The following is a 15,059-nucleotide window of genomic DNA, read 5'->3' on the forward strand; positions in this document are numbered from 1 at the left end:
AATTCTGAGGCGGAATCCGCCTCGGGGCTTCCATCGACTAAGTAAACCCGGAGGTTTTTGAACCGTCCGGCGCAAAAGCCTGTCCCGAATCTTAACGTCACCGACACTTCTCCTAACGATTTCCTAACCAATTAATCCCTGTCCCCGGTTTCACCGCTGTTCCTGTCTGGACGTGAACGCAAAGAGAACATACAAGAACAATGCAGAAACAAAGGAGATTGAAATGCTCGATTTCGTCAAGGACCTCGCCGCTTTCGTCACCCTCGGCGCCTTCACCATCGGCTCGCTTGCCTGGATGGATATCCTCACCCACCTGGCGTGATCGCCTGTGGATTGAGCGCGCCGCGGTTTGACCTTGCGGCGGCGCTGCCACAGAGTCGGGAAAGGAGATGCTCATGCGCGGCCCCGGCTTCATTCACCTTCACGTCCATTCCGCCTTCTCGCTGCTCGAGGGGGCGCTGCAGCTCGAAACCATCCTCAAGATGGCCGCCGCGGATGCGCAGCCGGCGCTCGGCATCGCCGATACCAACAATCTCTTCGGGGCGCTCGAATTCTCCGAGAAAGCCACCAAGAAGGGCATTCAGCCGCTCATCGGGGTCGAGCTGGCGGTCGATTTCGCCGCTGCCGAGGAGCGCGTCAGCGAGCGCGGCCACCTCGCCTGGGCCGGAAAATCCAGCATCGTGCTGATGGCGCAGTCCGAAGAGGGATTTTCCAATCTGTCGCAACTGGTTTCACGCGCCTATCTCGAAGGCGAGAACGGCCTCGCCCAGGCCAGTCTCGACTGGATGACGCCCGACGGCCTGTCCGGCATCATCTGCCTGTCCGGCGGCCCCGAAGGGGCCATCGACATGCCCTTCGCCCATGGCCAGGACGCCAATGCCATCCGCCGTCTCGACCGGCTGGCCGATCTTTTCGGTGATCGCTTCTACATCGAATTGCAGCGCCATGGCCGGCCGCTGGAAGCCTCGGTCGAACCGCGCCTCATCGACTACGCCTATCGCAAGGGCATTCCCCTCGTCGCCACCAACGAGCCCTTCTTCCGGACGGAAAAGGAATTCGAGGCCCATGACGCCCTGCTGGCCATTGCCGGCGGTTCGGTGCTGGCCCAGACCGAGCGGCGCAAGCTCGGCGACCAATATTACTTCAAGACCCGCGCCGAAATGGTCGAGCTGTTCTCGGACCTGCCGGAAGCCCTGGATTCGACGGTCGAGATCGCCAGGCGCGTGGCCTATCGTCCGCGCACACGCGGCCCCATCCTGCCCAAATTCGCGGCCGGCTCCCACGCCACCGAAGAGGAGGTGGTTGCGGCCGAAGCTGCCGAGCTGCGCCGCATCGCCGTTGACGGGCTCGACAAGCGCCTCGAAGTGACCGGCATTGCGCCGGGCAAGACCGAAATCGAATATCGGGAACGGCTGGATTTCGAGCTGAGCATCATCGAAAAGATGAAGTTTCCCGGCTACTTCCTTATCGTTGCTGATTTTATTCAATGGGCAAAGGCCCATGACATTCCTGTCGGCCCGGGTCGTGGCTCGGGCGCGGGCTCGCTGGTGGCCTATGCGACCACCATCACCGACCTCGATCCGCTGCGCTATAACCTGCTGTTCGAGCGCTTCCTCAATCCCGAACGCGTGTCGATGCCCGACTTCGATATCGACTTCTGCCAGGACCGGCGCGAGGAAGTCATCGATTATGTGCAGGACAAATACGGCTCCAGCCAGGTCGCGCAGATCATCACCTTTGGTACGCTCCAGGCCCGCGCCGTGCTGCGCGATGTCGGTCGCGTGCTGCAGATGCCCTATGGACAGGTGGACCGCATCTGCAAGCTGGTGCCGGCCAATCCCGCCGATCCCTGGTCGGTCGAGCGCACGCTCAAGGAAGTGCCGCAATTCAAGCAGATGGTGGACGAGGACGAGACGGTCGCCCAGCTCGTCGAGATCGCGCAGGCCCTCGAGGGGCTCTATCGCCACGCCTCCACCCATGCGGCCGGCATCGTCATCGGCGACCGGCCCCTGCAGGAATTGCTGCCGCTCTACCGCGATCCGCGTTCCGACATGCCGGTCACCCAATACAATCTTAAATGGGTGGAGCCGGCCGGTCTCGTCAAGTTCGACTTCCTCGGCCTCAAGACCCTGACCACGATCCGCTATGCCGTGGACATGGTGAAAAAGCGCGGCATCGAGCTCGATATCGATGCGATCCCCATCGACGATGCGGCGACCTACAAGCTCTATGCCCGTGGCGATACCTACGGCATCTTCCAGTTTGAATCGGCGGGCATGCGCCGCGCGCTGATGGAGCTCAAGCCCGACCGCATCGAAGACCTCATCGCCATGAACGCGCTCTATCGGCCCGGCCCGATGGACAATATCCCCAGCTTCATCAACCGCAAGCACGGCACCGAAGAGGTCAGCTATCCCCATCCGGCATTGTCGACCGTGCTGGACGAGACCTATGGCATCATCGTCTACCAGGAACAGGTGATGCAGATCGCCCAGCTTCTGTCCGGCTATTCGCTGGGCGAAGCCGATATGCTGCGCCGCGCCATGGGCAAGAAGATCAAGGCGGAAATGGATGCCCAGCGGGTACGCTTCCGCGAAGGCTCCGGCCCGCAGGGCGTGGGCGAGGCGCTGGCCGACGAAATCTTCGACCTGCTGGCCAAGTTCGCCAATTACGGCTTCAACAAGAGCCACGCCGCCGCCTATGCCTGGGTCTCCTACCAGACGGCCTATCTCAAGGAACATTTCCCGCACGAATTCTATGCGGCGTCGATGACGCTGGACATGGCGCAGACCGACAAGCTGTCCGATTTCCGCCGCGAGGCCGGCAAGAAGGGCATCGAAGTGGTGCCGCCCTGCGTCAACCGTTCGGAAGTGGTGTTCTCGGTCAAGGACGACCGCATCCATTATGGCCTTTCGGCGGTGAAGGGCGTCGGCCGGGCCATGGCCGAGCATATCGTCGAGATGCGCGGCGATACCCCGTTCAAGGATCTGGGCGATTTCGCCCGCCGGGTCGATCCGCGCGTGCTCAACAAGCGGACATTGGAAACCCTGGTCAATGCCGGCGCCTTCGATGCGCTGGCCCCGCGGCGCGAAGTGGCTTTCGCGGCGGTCGAATCCGTCATCGCCACCGCGCAATCGCTGACGGCGGACCGCAGTTCCGGCCAGGTCTCGATGTTCGACAGTGCCGAGGAGGAGCCGTTCCGCCTGCCGACCGGTGTTGCCGTCTGGACCTCGACCGAGCGCGCCGACCGCGAATTGTCGGCCATCGGCTTCCATCTCTCCGCCCATCCGCTCGACGCCTATGCCGATCTGTTCGAGAAGCTGCGCGTCCAGCGCTGGAGCGATTTCGAACGGGCGGTCAAGGATGGCGCGGGGGCAGGGCGCCTTGCCGGCACCATTTCCTCCCGCAATGACAGGCGCACCCGAAAGGGCACGCCGATGATGATCCTGACGCTCTCCGATCAGAGCGGCACCTTCGAATGCATCGCCTTTTCCGAGCAGATCAATGAATTCGGCGCCATCCTGCAGCCGGGCAATTCGGTGATCCTGCAGGTGGGCGCCGACGAGCGCGCCGAAGGCATCAGCCTGCGCCTGATTTCCGCCGAGCCCATCGAGGGCCAGGCCGAGCGCATCGATCGTCGCCTCACCATCTTCATGGCCGATGCCAAGGCGCTCGGCCCCACCACCGCGCAACTCAAGCGCGGCGGCAATGGAACGGTCAATTTCGTGGTGATCCGGGATGGCGGCGCCCGGGAATACGAGATCGAGCTGCCCGGGAAATATACCATCACCGCCGAGGTCGCCGGCGGCATCAAGGCCCTGGATGGGGTGACGGACGTGCGCTTCGCCTGAAGCGACGAAGCGCGGGGGAGGAGGCCAATGGTCCGTCCTCTCCCGCTCGGGGCTTCCACCCTTATCCCCCGCGTGCCTGCGCGGGTCTATAATCCTATAACCACACGGAGCGGCAGGGGTTTCCTGACGCTTTCGTGAGAGAGATGCGGCCGCCCCGCTTGCGCAAACGGCCCGCTTCGCCTATAGCACCGCAGCGTCCGGCTCGTGCCGGGCGTGATCACACACACGAAGCAGGCTTTCCTTCCTGGAAATCCATCCGGTGGCGGGCTTCCGTCGCAAGGCTTCGTGGAGGCATCAACCGGTAAAGGAGCAGCCCGTCATGGCACTGCCTGAATTCTCCATGCGTCAGCTTCTGGAAGCTGGCGTGCACTTCGGCCACCAGAAGCACCGCTGGAACCCGAAGATGGAACGCTACATTTTCGGCGTTCGCAACGACATCCACATTCTCGACCTGAGCCAGACCGTGCCGGCCCTGAGCCGCGCGCTGCAGCTCGTGTCCGACACCGTGGCCGATGGCGGCCGCGTGCTCTTCGTGGGCACCAAGCGCCAGGCTGCCCCGCTGGTGGCCGATGCCGCCAAGCAGTCGGCCCAGTACTACGTCAATTCCCGCTGGCTCGGCGGCACGCTGACCAATTGGCAGACCATCTCCAATTCCATCGCCCGCCTGCGCGAGCTGGAATCGATGAGCGAAGCCGACCTCGCCCTGCGCACCAAGAAGGAGCGCCTGATGATGTCCCGCGAGCAGGAGCGTCTCGAGCGCGACCTGGGCGGCATCAAGGACATGGGCAACCTGCCGAACCTGCTGTTCGTGATCGACACCAACAAGGAAGCCAACGCCATCAAGGAAGCCCGTCGCCTGGGCATCCCGGTCGTTGCCATCGTCGACACCAATTGCGATCCGGATACCGTGGACTACGCCATTCCGGGCAATGACGACGCCAGCCGTGCTCTCGAGCTCTATGTCTCGCTGATCTCGCGCGCTGCCATCGATGGCATCGGTCGCTCGTCGAGCGCCCTGGGCACCGACCTCGGCTCCTCCGCCGAAGCTCCGGCGGAAGACCTGCCGGCCGAAGGCGAAGCCACCGTCAACTAAGCGTCACTTTGACTTGCTTTCGACGGGAAAGGCGGTCTCCGCCTTTCCCGAAGGCATTTGGGGCCCGTGATCCGGGCTGAATTAATCGAAAAAAATGCCCCTCCAGCGAGGGGCCGCCAAGAGGTGAACCCATGGAAATCACTGCTGCAATGGTCAAGCAGCTCCGCGACTCGACCGGCGTCGGGATGATGGACTGCAAGAAGGCCCTGGCCGAAACCAATGGCGACATGGAAGCCGCAATCGACTGGCTGCGCACCCGCGGCCTGGCCAAGGCCGCCAAGAAGGCTGATCGCGTCGCTGCCGAAGGTCTGGTCGGCGTCGTCACCGCCGGTGCCAAGGCAGCCGTGGTCGAAGTCAATTCCGAAACCGACTTCGTTGCCCGCAACGAGCAGTTCCAGAACATCGTCGCCAATGTTGCCAAGCTGGCGCTCGATGCCGATGGCGACGTCGTCAAGCTGGGCGAAATGCCGTTCCCCGGCACCGGCCATTCCGTATCGGCCGAGCTGACCGAAGCCATCGCCAAGATCGGCGAGAACATGAACCTGCGCCGCACCGAGACCGTCGAAGTGTCTGACGGTGTGGTGGAAAGCTATGTCCATAACGCGGTCAAGACCGGCCTGGGCAAGATCGGCATTCTGGTCGCCCTGGAATCGACCGGTGACAAGGCGGCCCTGTCGGCTCTCGGCAAGCAGCTCGCCATGCACATCGCTGCGGCCCAGCCCCAGGCGATCTCGCCCGAAGACCTCGATCAGGACGTTGTCGCCCGCGAGCGCGCCATCATCCTCGAGCAGGTCAAGGAAAGCGGCAAGCCGGCCGACATCGCCGAGAAGATGGTCGATGGCCGCATGCGGAAATATTTCGAGGAAGTGACCCTGCTCAGCCAGGTCTTCGTGATCGATGGTGAAACCAAGGTCGCCGACGCCATCAAGAACGCCGAGAAGGATGCCGGCGCGCCGATCAAGCTGACGCGCTTCGTGCGCTTCGCGCTCGGCGAGGGCATCGAGAAGGCCGAGAGCGATTTCGCCGCCGAAGTCGCTGCCACGGCCGGCGTAAAGTAAGCCGACATTGTCGCGGGCGGGCCCCCGGGTCCGCCCGTTGCTCTCCCCATGGGGGGATCGAGCGTTTCAATCTCATTCACATCTCGTCCAACTTCACCTTCTTTTGAAGGTCATTTTGCCATAGGGTCTGCCGGGTCCGCCGGATTCGGTGGCCCGCCACCATCATGATCAAGGGGTCCACCAATGTCGTCTGCCTATAAGCGCATATTGCTCAAGGTTTCGGGCGAAGCGCTGGCAGGAGACAATTCGTTCGGCATCGAGCCGCCCTTCCTGCAGGGCGTGGCGGAACAGATCGCCCAGGTCGCCCGCAAGGGGACCCAGGTGGCCATCGTCGTGGGCGGCGGCAATATCTTTCGCGGCATGGCCGGCGCTGCCGACGGCACCGACCGGGTCACTGCCGACCTGATGGGCATGCTCGGCACGATGATCAATGCCCTGGCCCTCAGCAATGCCATTTCGCGCCAGGGCGTGAAATCCAAGCCGTTCAGCGCCGCCACCATGCCCTCGGTGGCCGACACCTTCACCGCGCGCGATGCCAAGCTGGCGCTCGAAGAAGGCTTTGTCGTCGTTCTGGGCGGAGGCACGGGCAATCCATTCTTCACCACCGATACGGCAGCGACCCTGCGCGCCATCGAGCTGGAATGCGACGTGGTGCTCAAGGGAACCAAGGTGGACGGCGTCTATTCTGCCGATCCCATGAAGGATCCCACGGCGACCCGCTATACCCAGATCGACTATGACGAGGTCATCAGCAAGAACCTCAAGGTCATGGATACTGCTGCATTCGCGCTTGCCCGCGACAATTCCATGCCGATAATCGTATATGCATTGGACGATAAAGCCGGTCTGGAAGGCGTATTGGAGGGCAGGGGCCTTTCGACACGTGTGGGCAAGTCGCCCTAGGCCTGTTTGAATACCCGGGACAAGTGCGCCTCGGGGCAAAGATAAACCGGCGATCGGGGGAACATCCGGCGCCCGGATACGACTGGAAGGACCAAAGCCATGGCCAGCTACGACCTCAAAGACCTCAAGTCCCGTATGCAGAAGTCCATCGCCTCGCTCAAGGACGAGCTTGGCGGGCTCCGGACCGGGCGCGCCAGCGCCAGCCTGCTCGAACCCGTTACCGTCGATGCCTATGGCTCGCGTATGCCGCTCAACCAGGTGGCGACCGTTACCGTGCCGGAGCCGCGCATGCTCTCCGTGCAGGTCTGGGACCGGTCCATGGCCAATGCGGTGGAAAAGGCCATCCGCGACAGCGGCCTGGGCCTCAACCCGATGAGCGAGGGCCAGGTCATTCGCGTGCCGCTGCCCGAACTCAATGAGCAGCGCCGCAAGGAGCTGGCTAAGGTTGCCCATTCCTATGCCGAACAGGCGCGGGTGGCCGTGCGCCATATCCGTCGTGACGGCATGGATGCCTTGAAAAAGGCCGAGAAGGACGGCGACATGAGCCAGGACGATGCCAAGAAGCAATCGGAACTGGTCCAGAAGGCGACGGACGACGCGGTTTCCGAGATCGACGGCATCGTCGCGCAGAAGGAACAGGAGATCATGCAGGTCTGAGCGACCCGCTGATCCGCGCCGGGAGGGCGTCGATGGCAGGGGAACCCGCCGCGAGTTTGAAATCGCAGACCGGACCGGAATTACGCATTCCGGTTCATCTCGGCGTGATCATGGACGGCAATGGCCGCTGGGCGAAGCTGCGCGGCAAGCGGCGCACCGAAGGCCATGTCGAAGGCGTCAAAGCGCTGCGCGGCATGGTCGAGCACTGCATCTCTTATGGCGTCTCCTACCTCACCGTGTTCAGCTTTTCCTCCGAGAACTGGACGCGCCCGCCCGACGAAGTATCCTTCATATTCAATCTGTTGCGCCGCTTTGTTGCGTCAGACCTTCAACGGCTGATCCGAAACAATGTGCAGGTCCGCATCATCGGCGCCCGTGACGATCTGGAGCCGTCTCTGGTGCGGCTTATCGACGATGTCGAGTCCAAGACGGCCCACAATACCGGCCTGACGCTGATCGTGGCGTTCAATTATGGCGGCAAGGCCGAAATCGCTGCCGCGGCGCGGCGTCTGGCGCGCGAAGTGGCCGCCGGACGGCTCGATCCCGAAGCCATTACCGAAGACGCCATAGCAGGCGCGCTGATGACGGCGGGCATCCCCGATCCGGATCTGATCATCCGGACCAGCGGCGAGCAGCGATTGTCCAATTTCCTGCTCTGGCAGGCAGCCTATTCGGAATTCGTCTTCGTCGAGGAGAACTGGCCCGATTTCGACGAGGCGAGCTTCGTCAGGGTACTCGAGACATATACAATGCGCGACCGGCGCTTTGGCGGCATAGGAGCTTAGGCGCGTTGAGCGATTCCGGAGGTCCCGTTCCCGATCCGACGCCACCCGGGCGACGCTCCTGGTCCGATGTCGGCCCCCGTTTCGCCTCCGCAATGGTGCTGATCGCGCTGACGGCGACCGCCCTTTATATCGGCAGCTATCTCTTCGCGGCCGTGGTCGGCGCCGTCTATGGCGGGGCCTACCGCGAGTGGGAGACCATGGTGTCCCGCGCGCCGCTCAGCCCCGTCGGCATGGTCCTGGTCGGGCTCGTGGCCCTGTCGGGCCTCGTCTATCCGCTGCTCGGCTTCGTCGCATCCCTTGTGGTGATTGCCGTGGCTTGCGTCGTGGCGGCCGCAATGGGGCGGGAGGGGCTGCTCTGGCGGATCGCCGGCCTCGTCCTTTTCGGCCTGCTGATCGTTTCGGCGCTTACCATGCGCGGAGAGGGCATGGCGGGCATATGGGCCGGCGTCTACCTGGGTACGGTCGTGTGGATGACCGATTCCGCCGCCTTCTTCACCGGCCGCCAGATCGGCGGGGAGAAGCTGGCCCCCGACATCTCGCCTTCCAAGACCTGGTCAGGCGCCTTGGGCGGCCTGGCCCTGGGCACGGGGGCGGGCCTCGTCGTGTGGCTTTTCGCCACCGAATCCCCCATCTGGATCGGCCTTCTGCTCTCTGCGGCAATCAGCATACTGGGCCAGAGCGGCGATCTGGCCGAAAGTGCCATCAAGCGGCATTTCCGGATCAAGGATAGCGGTGACATCATCCCGGGCCATGGCGGCCTCATGGACCGGCTGGACAGCCTAACATTCGGCGTTTTCTTCGTGGTTATCGTAGGCGGATTGCATGCCGGGTTCGGTTTGGTGGCCGAAGGGCTGCTATATTGGTAGCGATCGGCTGACGCCGAAATTGGAGCGATATGCCTGAAGCCTTTCTCTGGCTGAACGCCATCTGGATCATCGCCTTCATCGTCTTCGTGCACGAAATGGGGCATTATCTGGTCGCCCGCTGGAATGGCGTCGCCGTCCAGACTTTTTCGATCGGCTTCGGCCGCGAGATCTTCGGCTGGAACGACCGGCAGGGGACGCGCTGGCGGATTTCGGCCATTCCCCTGGGTGGCTATGTACGTTTCGTGGGGGACATGAACGCGGCGAGCCTTCCCGATCCGGAAGCCGCCAAGGTCGATCCGGCGCTGGCGCCGCACCTCTTCGTCAACAAGACGGTATGGCAGCGCATCGCCATCGTTGCGGCCGGCCCGATTGCCAATCTGCTGCTGACCTTTCTCGTCCTCTATGGGCTGCTGCTCGGCTATGGCCGCTATACGATCCCCCCGGTGATCGGCGGGGTCGTGGCAGAATCCGTGGCCGAAGCCGCCGGCTTCCAATCCGGCGACCATATCGTCGCCGTCGATGGCTATGCCGTCCACGGTTTCGAGGATTTCCAGCGCTATATCGCGACCAGCCCGGAGCGCCCGGTGGTGGTGGATGTCGAGCGGGGCGGGGACGCGCTGACGCTGACCCTGGTGCCCGAGGCGGTGCAGGTCGAGGATCGATTCGGCAATAACCAGCGAATCGGCCGTATCGGGGTGACGCGCGACGTCGCCGAAACCGATGTCACGCTCTATCGCCCCCGACCCGTGGAAGCCGTCGGCATGACGGTCGAGGAAATCCGCTTCATCATTCAGCGCACGGCCGCCTTCCTGGGCGATTTCTTCGTCGGCCGGGGCGATGTCGAGCAATTGGGCGGCCCGGTCAAGGTGGCCAAGGTCTCCGGCGAGGTTGCCACGCTGGGCCTGATCGCCCTGATCAATCTCATGGCCTTGCTCTCGCTCAATATCGGCATCTTCAACCTTCTGCCCATTCCCATGCTCGATGGCGGGCATCTGCTCTATTACCTGGCGGAGGCGGTGCGGGGGCGGCCGCTCAGCATGCGGGTTCAGGAGATGGGATTCCGTTTCGGGTTTGCACTGGTCATGGCGCTGATGGTATTCACCCTCTTCAACGACACCATATTCGCTTACTTCGGAATCCTCCGCTAACCCCTTGTTAACCTTGGTTCGCAAGGTGTTGCACGAATACAAGGGCGCCAATGAATTGCTAACCGCGAGGCGAGTGGCGGCTTGTTCCTGGTTAAAAAAACAGTAAAACACTTCAATGGAGTTAGCTTGGGGGAGCGCTGTGCATGGCGATTCCCCGGGCCGGTGCAGAAGGCAATAACAATATGATCCACCCCACCAAGCTGATGCGCGGCGCGGTTTCCGCGATCGCCATTCTCGGAGCCGCGCCCATGGCAGCTGGTCTCCCGGTTCTTGGCGTGACGGCTGCGCAGGCTCAGGAGCAATTGGTTGCGGCGGTGCTGTTTGAGGGCAACCGGCGGTTCCCCGATTCCCAGCTTCTGTCCATGGTCGATATTTCCGCCAGCGGTATCTTCACCCAGCAGCGTCTCGCCGCGGATGTCGAAAGCATCCGTCAGGCCTATGACCGTGATGGGTTCATGTCCGTTTCCGTCACTGCCCGCACCGAGCAGACCACGGACGGCCGCGTGCGCGTGATCTTCACCATCAATGAAGGTGAGCGCGCGGGCATCGCGGCGATCAACTTCACGGGCAATAACGCGATTGGCGCCAGCAACCTCAAGGGCGCGATGCTCACCAAGGAAACCGGCATTCTGAGCTGGCTGGTGCGCGACGACACCTATGACGAGCAGAAGATGGCCGTCGATCGTGAGCGTATCCGCCTCTACTACGCCAATCGCGGTTATCCCGATGCGCAGGTGAATTCGGTCGCCGAGTACGATGCCTCGCGCAATGCCTACTTCGTCAACGTCACCGTCAACGAAGGCCAGCATTACGATTTCGGCAATGTCGGCATCGAGACCAGCATCAATGGCCTCAACACCGACGTGCTGCGCGGCACGGTCCGCACCAACCAGGGCCGTCAATACTCGATGGCCGAGCTGCAGAAGACCATCGAGGACATGGCCTATGAAGCCACGGCGCAGGGCTATTCCTTCGCCGACGTGCGTGCTCGTCTCGATCGCGATGTGGCGACCAACACCTTCAACGTCACCTACCTCGTGGATGAAGGTGCCCGCGTCTATGTCGAGCGCATCAACATCACCGGCAACGTGAAGACCCGCGACTTCGTGATCCGTCGCGAGCTGGCTTTCGCTGAAGGCGACCCGTTCAACCGCTCCATGGTCATTCGTGGCCGTACCGCTATTGAAGCGCTCGATTTCTTCTCGCGCGTCGAGGTCTCCACGGCGCCGGGCTCGTCGGCGGACAAGATCGTCCTCAACATCAATGTCACCGAGAAATCCACCGGTGAATATGGTGCGACGGCCGGCTATTCCACCCAGGACGGCATTCTGGGTGAATTGTCTCTGACCGAGCGGAACTTCCTGGGCCGCGGACAATTCCTGCGCGCCGCCATCGGCGCCTCGCAGACCGGCCGCACCTTCGACTTCTCCTTCACCGAGCCGCGCTTCATGGGATTGAACGTGTCGGCCGGTATCGATGCCTATCGCCGCATCTACGACGAAACCACGACCAGCTTCTACGGCTCGGAAGTGACCGGCGGCCAGGTGCGCTTCGGTGTGCCGCTGACCAGCGCCCTGAATGCCAATGTGTTCGCTGGCTACGAGTACAGGCTGGTTTCGGACGTCAAGGACAACCCGACGCATCAATCGTCCCTGGTGACCAACGGTCAGGAATTCCACAAGGCCTTTACCGGCTACAGCCTGACCTGGAACGGCGTCGACAATGTTCGCAAGCCGACCGAAGGTCTCTACGCGACGTTCAGCCAGCAATATATCAACCTGAACTACTCGGGTACGACCGACCACCTGCTCAAGACCGAAGCGCGCGCCCGTTATTTCACGCCGCTGCTGCAGGATAGCGGTATCGTCGCCAGCGTTCGCGGTCAGGCCGGCGTGATCAACAATCTCAACGGCGGCGATGTCCATGCCGTTGAAGCCTTCACGCCGGGCTCGCAGCTGGTCCGCGGCTTCCAGAGCCGTGGCTATGGTCCGCGTCTAGGCAGCGGCGAATATCTGGGGACGACGATGTTCGCCGGTATCTCGGGTGAAATCCAGTTCCCGATCCCCGGCCTGCCGGAAAATTACGGCCTGTCGGGCGCGGTCTTTGCCGACGCGGCTTGGATCGGCGACGCCAGCGACATCATCGGTGGTCCGGGAACTGCCGGGAGCAATGATGAGCCTTGGCGCGCATCGGTTGGTGCCTCGCTCATCTGGGATTCGCCGTTCGGTCCGCTGCGTGGCGACTTTGCCCACGTGCTCAACAAGTCGACCGACGACCGTACGCAGGTGTTCCAGTTCACCATCTCGACCTTGCTCTAGTCGGAGCGGCGTGAGAGAGTTTTTCGAGCCGCGGGGCGGTAGCGCCGCGGCTCTTTCTTTTTGAGTGTCGTCATGGTCGATACCCGTTTCCACCGCTTTGCCGGCCCCGTTGCCATCGGCCCGCTTCTCGCTCGCATCGGTCACGGCGACCTGGCCGAAGGCCTGACCGATCCTGATCATCTGATCACCGGCGCGGACGAGTTGGAGCGCGCCACGTCGGGCGATGTCGCGCTGGCTGCCCAATCGGCCTATGCGGAAGATTTGCGCCGCACCGCGGCAGGCGTGGTCATCGTCTCGGCGGCGTTGCGGGAGCAGGTACCATCGGGCAGCACGGCCATCGTGGCCGACAGGCCGCACGATATCTTCGCCGCGATGCTGGACGCGCTCTATCCGGCCAGCACCAGAGCAATTCTGGCCGCCAGCCGCGACGACCTTGAAGCGCCGCTTTACGAGCGCGATGTGGTGCTGGGACCCAATGTCGTCGTCGGCGCCGGCGTCGAAATCGGCCGTGGCACCATCATTGGCGCCAATAGCGTGATCGGTCCCGGCGTGACCATCGGGCGCAATTGCGTCATTGGGGCCAATTGCACCATCGACTGCGCGCATCTGGGCAACGAGGTCGTGCTGCATTCGGGCGTGCGGATCGGAACCGAAGGCTTCGGCTGGCTGGATCTGGGGCAGACCAACCGGAAAATCCCGCAGCTCGGCCGGGTGATCATCCAGGATCGCGTCGAGGTCGGCGCCAACAGCACCATCGACCGCGGCGCGCTGGGCGATACGGTGATCGGGGACGGCACCAAGGTGGATAACCTCGTGCAGATCGGCCACAATTGCCGCATCGGCCGCAATTGCCTGATCGCGGCCATGAGCGGGCTTTCCGGCTCGACGATCCTCGAAGACGGCGTGCTGCTGGGCGGCGGCGTCGGCACGTCGGGGCATCTTACCATTGGCGCCGGATCGGTAATCCATGGGCGGGCCGCGGTCACCAAGGATTGGCCGCCGGGCTCCAAACTTGCCGGGGCGCCGGCGCAGGATATAAGAGATTTCTGGCGTGAACTCGCCACTATGCGGAAACTGTCCAAGGGGGATAAGCGGGGATGAACGACAAGACCGTCAGCGCCACCGAACTCGATGCGATGAGCATTGCCGAGATCCTGGAGGCCTTGCCCCACCGCTATCCCTTCCTGATGATCGATCGCATCGTCGATATCGACGGCGACGAAACCGCGATCGGCATCAAGAACGTGACCTTCAATGAGCCGATCTTCCTCGGCCATTTCCCGGGCAATCCCATTTTCCCGGGCGTGCTGATCATCGAGGGCATGGCTCAGACCGCTGGCGCAATCGTCATCAAGCACGACGCCAATGCCGGCGGCAAAAGGATCGTGCTCATGCTCGGCGTGGACAATGCGCGCTTCCGCAAACCGGCCGGCCCGGGCGACACAATCGAATTCCATATCGCCAAGATGCATCGCCGTCGTAATGTCGGCCGCTACAAGGCCGAGGCCAAGGTCAACGGCACCATCATCGCCGAAGCCGAGATTACCGCAATGATCGTGAGTGCCGATTCGTGAGCGAACCCGCCATTCACCCCACGGCCATCATTGCCGAGGGCGCGGTCTTGGGGGCGGGTGTGCGCATCGGCCCCTATTCCATCGTCGGTCCGAAGGTTGTTCTCGGCGACAATGTCGAATTGGTGTCGCACGCCGTTGTGGAAGGCAATACCAGCATCGGCAGGGATACGCGCATCTTTCCCTTCGCCTCGGTGGGGCACCAGCCCCAGGACCTGAAATTTCACGGTGAGGATTCCCGGCTCGAAATCGGCGAACGCTGCACCATCCGGGAATCGGTGACCATCAATCCCGGCACCGAAGGCGGGGGCATGTTGACCAGGATCGGCAATGATTGCCTGATCATGGCCAATGCCCATGTCGCCCACGATGCCCTGGTCGGCAACAATGTCGTCATGGCCAATTATGTGGGCATTGCCGGCCATGTGCAGGTCGGTGACAACGTGATTTTCGGTGGCACCTGCGTCATCCATCAATTCACCCGCATCGGCGACAATGCCTTTATCGGCGCGCATTCAATGGTCGATGGTGATGTCATTCCCTATGGCATGGCCGTGGGCAATCGCGCCGTGTTGAGCGGGCTCAATCTGGTGGGCCTCAAGCGCAGTAAGATCGAGCGCGAGGCCATCCATCGCCTTCGTGCGGCCTATCGGCAAATCTTCGCCGGCGAAGGCATGTTGCTTGACCGCGCCGGCGTCGCTGCCGCCCAGTTCAAGGACGATGCCCTGGTTCAGAAGGTCGTCACCTTCATCAGGCAGGCCAAGCGGCCCATCCTGTTGCCGCGTGACGTCCAGGAGAGCGACTGACGG

Annotated in this window: 12 protein-coding genes; all 12 read left to right on the forward strand. The window is 62.8% G+C overall.

The genetic code is table 11. The features are described 5' to 3' along the window. The first annotated feature begins 395 nt into the window (after positions 1 to 395). Positions 396 to 3,851, forward strand: a complete 3,456-nt coding sequence (dnaE, locus tag A3840_RS00760; RefSeq protein WP_067450469.1) for a DNA polymerase III subunit alpha — start codon at positions 396 to 398, stop codon at positions 3,849 to 3,851. Between the two features lie 319 nt (positions 3,852 to 4,170). Then, positions 4,171 to 4,944 (forward strand): 30S ribosomal protein S2, encoded by a 774-nt coding sequence (gene rpsB, locus A3840_RS00765; protein ID WP_067450412.1) that lies wholly within the window; start codon positions 4,171 to 4,173, stop codon positions 4,942 to 4,944. 131 nt (positions 4,945 to 5,075) lie between these two features. Next, entirely contained in the window at positions 5,076 to 6,002 is a 927-nt protein-coding gene (gene tsf, locus A3840_RS00770) for a translation elongation factor Ts (RefSeq protein WP_067450415.1), read from the forward strand. A 183-nt stretch (positions 6,003 to 6,185) separates the two neighbouring features. Continuing rightward, positions 6,186 to 6,905, forward strand: coding sequence for a UMP kinase (gene pyrH, locus A3840_RS00775; RefSeq protein ID WP_067450418.1), 720 nt, complete (start codon positions 6,186 to 6,188; stop codon positions 6,903 to 6,905). A gap of 99 nt (positions 6,906 to 7,004) precedes the next feature. Then, positions 7,005 to 7,562 carry a ribosome recycling factor gene (frr, locus tag A3840_RS00780; RefSeq protein WP_067450421.1) on the forward strand — a complete coding sequence of 186 codons (558 nt, stop codon included), beginning with the start codon at positions 7,005 to 7,007 and terminating at the stop codon, positions 7,560 to 7,562. Positions 7,563 to 7,594: 32 nt separating this feature from the next. Next, the gene (locus A3840_RS00785) at positions 7,595 to 8,347 is read left to right on the forward strand and encodes an undecaprenyl pyrophosphate synthase (protein ID WP_067450424.1); all 753 of its coding nucleotides are present in this window, start codon (positions 7,595 to 7,597) and stop codon (positions 8,345 to 8,347) included. A gap of 5 nt (positions 8,348 to 8,352) precedes the next feature. After that, positions 8,353 to 9,213 (forward strand): phosphatidate cytidylyltransferase, encoded by an 861-nt coding sequence (locus A3840_RS00790; RefSeq protein WP_067450426.1) that lies wholly within the window; start codon positions 8,353 to 8,355, stop codon positions 9,211 to 9,213. Positions 9,214 to 9,242: 29 nt separating this feature from the next. Beyond that, positions 9,243 to 10,361 (forward strand): RIP metalloprotease RseP, encoded by a 1,119-nt coding sequence (gene rseP / locus A3840_RS00795; protein ID WP_067450429.1) that lies wholly within the window; start codon positions 9,243 to 9,245, stop codon positions 10,359 to 10,361. A 143-nt stretch (positions 10,362 to 10,504) separates the two neighbouring features. Continuing rightward, positions 10,505 to 12,679, forward strand: a complete 2,175-nt coding sequence (gene bamA, locus A3840_RS00800; RefSeq protein ID WP_067450432.1) for an outer membrane protein assembly factor BamA — start codon at positions 10,505 to 10,507, stop codon at positions 12,677 to 12,679. Positions 12,680 to 12,751: 72 nt separating this feature from the next. Next, on the forward strand, positions 12,752 to 13,780 hold the full coding sequence (gene lpxD, locus A3840_RS00805) for a UDP-3-O-(3-hydroxymyristoyl)glucosamine N-acyltransferase (protein ID WP_067450435.1): 1,029 nt from the start codon (positions 12,752 to 12,754) through the stop codon (positions 13,778 to 13,780). Beyond that, entirely contained in the window at positions 13,777 to 14,253 is a 477-nt protein-coding gene (gene fabZ, locus A3840_RS00810) for a 3-hydroxyacyl-ACP dehydratase FabZ (protein WP_067450438.1), read from the forward strand. Before lpxD ends, fabZ begins: the two co-directional genes overlap by 4 nt. After that, entirely contained in the window at positions 14,250 to 15,056 is an 807-nt protein-coding gene (gene lpxA / locus A3840_RS00815) for an acyl-ACP--UDP-N-acetylglucosamine O-acyltransferase (protein ID WP_067450442.1), read from the forward strand. Before fabZ ends, lpxA begins: the two co-directional genes overlap by 4 nt. Positions 15,057 to 15,059: the final 3 nt, after the last annotated feature.

This window comes from Devosia elaeis, assembly GCF_001650025.1.
In the GTDB taxonomy this organism is placed as follows: Bacteria; Pseudomonadota; Alphaproteobacteria; order Rhizobiales; family Devosiaceae; genus Devosia; species Devosia elaeis.

Coding starts and splice junctions, on each gene's coding strand:
- dnaE (WP_067450469.1), top strand. CDS start 396: ATGCGCGGCCCCGGCTTCATTCACCTTCACGTCCATTCCGCCTTCTCG.
- rpsB (WP_067450412.1), top strand. CDS start 4,171: ATGGCACTGCCTGAATTCTCCATGCGTCAGCTTCTGGAAGCTGGCGTG.
- tsf (WP_067450415.1), top strand. CDS start 5,076: ATGGAAATCACTGCTGCAATGGTCAAGCAGCTCCGCGACTCGACCGGC.
- pyrH (WP_067450418.1), top strand. CDS start 6,186: ATGTCGTCTGCCTATAAGCGCATATTGCTCAAGGTTTCGGGCGAAGCG.
- frr (WP_067450421.1), top strand. CDS start 7,005: ATGGCCAGCTACGACCTCAAAGACCTCAAGTCCCGTATGCAGAAGTCC.
- A3840_RS00785 (WP_067450424.1), top strand. CDS start 7,595: ATGGCAGGGGAACCCGCCGCGAGTTTGAAATCGCAGACCGGACCGGAA.
- rseP (WP_067450429.1), top strand. CDS start 9,243: ATGCCTGAAGCCTTTCTCTGGCTGAACGCCATCTGGATCATCGCCTTC.
- bamA (WP_067450432.1), top strand. CDS start 10,505: ATGGCGATTCCCCGGGCCGGTGCAGAAGGCAATAACAATATGATCCAC.
- lpxD (WP_067450435.1), top strand. CDS start 12,752: ATGGTCGATACCCGTTTCCACCGCTTTGCCGGCCCCGTTGCCATCGGC.
- fabZ (WP_067450438.1), top strand. CDS start 13,777: ATGAACGACAAGACCGTCAGCGCCACCGAACTCGATGCGATGAGCATT.